The 1,579-nt window shown below is 63.7% G+C and carries 2 protein-coding genes and 1 pseudogene; 2 read left to right on the plus strand and 1 reads right to left on the minus strand.

Annotation, left to right across the window (positions count from 1 at the left end):
- Positions 1-164: ACT domain-containing protein (locus EN750_RS33545; protein ID WP_348629642.1), on the minus strand; the 164-nt coding region annotated here is incomplete at its 3' end.
- Between the two features lie 162 nt (positions 165-326).
- Here EN750_RS33545 and EN750_RS33550 point away from each other — a divergent pair.
- Together EN750_RS33550 and EN750_RS33555 are read left to right on the plus strand one after the other, a co-directional pair.
- The gene (locus EN750_RS33550; protein WP_245482884.1) at positions 327-1,256 is read left to right on the plus strand and encodes a bestrophin family ion channel; all 930 of its coding nucleotides are present in this window, start codon (positions 327-329) and stop codon (positions 1,254-1,256) included.
- Positions 1,257-1,366: 110 nt separating this feature from the next.
- Positions 1,367-1,579, plus strand: a pseudogene (locus EN750_RS33555) (DoxX family protein); the annotation flags it as partial.

Consider the following 1,579-nt stretch of genomic DNA (forward strand, 5'->3'; position numbering starts at 1 on the left):
GTTACGATCAGCGTCACGCCCTCGCGCTCACGAAACACCATCACCGCCTCAACGCCTTCCGGCTGAGCGACGCCAGGCGCCAGCGTGGCGAAGACATAGGTGCCGGCCAGCAGTTCCGGCGTCATCGACGCCAGCAGTGTCTTCAGATCGGTCTCGCCGGTCATTCGTTTCTCTCGCCTGCAGAAATGGGCCGCAGCCCACGTGCTCTTCAATATCCGCGACCGGCGCGTGCCGATAGTCCTGGCGCTGCAAGGACGACATGGCGATGTCGCTGGCGGCTGGGCTTGCGGACCTGTCGCATCGCACAATAGAGGAGCTGAGGGCCGATGCCGGCCCGTGAAAGGCCTTCGATGATCGTTCGCCCGCGCCCCACATTCCTGCAGCTGTTCTTCATCATGCGCGGGTCAGTCGTGCCACGCATCCTGCCGCAGATATTGGGCTTCGCGCTTTATTCCGCGATCATTCTGGCCGTGGCGCGCCGGTTCCAGCTTGATTTCAGCGTCTTCAACATCACGCCTTTCGGCCTGGTCGGCGTGACATTGTCGATCTATCTCTCGTTCCGCAACAACGCCGCCTACGACCGTTGGTGGGAGGCGCGCAAGCTGTGGGGCGCGCTGGTCTTCGAAATGCGCAACCTGGCCCGCGCCACCACCAGCCTCATCCCGGACCAGACCGAACAGCGCGCCTTGCTGATGGAAGCGCTCGCCTTCTGCCATTTCCTGCGCGGGCAGTTGCGCAAGATCGACAGCATGAAGGATGCCCGTGCCTTCATCGACGCCGAGGCGGACAAGGCAGCAGCCTTTTCCAATCCGGCGGATGAGATGGTCAGGCGCATGGGCCGGCGTGCCAATGCGCAACGCCGGGCGGGCGACGTCGACTCGATCGGCTTTCGTATCCTCGATGAGAGGCTCGCGTCGATCGCCGCCATCCAGGCCGGCTGCGAGCGGATCGCCGGTACGCCGTTACCTTTCGCCTACACGCTGCTGGTGCATCGCACGGCCTACATCGTCTGCCTGCTGCTGCCGATCGGCCTGATCTCGACCACCGGTTGGGCGACGCCGCTGTTCACGGCGTTGATCGCCTACACCTTCTTCGGCCTCGACGCGCTGTCGGAAGAGCTCGAGGATCCGTTCGGCACCGAGGCCAACGACCTTGCACTCGACGGCCTCTGCCGTGTCTGCGAAATCTCGGTGTTCGAAGCGCTGGGCGAAACGCCGCCGAAGATGATCCCCGCGGAAAAGTTTTATTTTTCCTAGGCGAAGGCGCGCGGGCTTAAAACAATCGGACCTCTGTCGGATCGCAGCCCCATGCCACGTCCTTGGTTCGACCCCAGCGAAAAGGGCTCGAACCACTAGGAGGGACCACCATGAGCATTTCCGAAATCGCGCCCGTCTCGCCGGGCGCTTTATGGGCCGGCCGCGCGCTCAGCGGCGTCATCGTGCTGTTCATGATTTTCGATGGCGTCATCAAGCTGCCGCCGCTCGATGTCGTCACCCAGACGATGGTGCCGCTCGGCTGGCCGGCCGATGCCAATGCCGCGCGCATGCTGGGCGTCATCGGCCTGATCTCGACCGCTCTC

The organism is Mesorhizobium sp. M7A.F.Ca.ET.027.03.2.1, from assembly GCF_003999175.1.
Taxonomy (GTDB): domain Bacteria; phylum Pseudomonadota; class Alphaproteobacteria; order Rhizobiales; family Rhizobiaceae; genus Mesorhizobium.

Coding starts and splice junctions, on each gene's coding strand:
- EN750_RS33550 (WP_245482884.1), top strand. CDS start 327: ATGCCGGCCCGTGAAAGGCCTTCGATGATCGTTCGCCCGCGCCCCACA.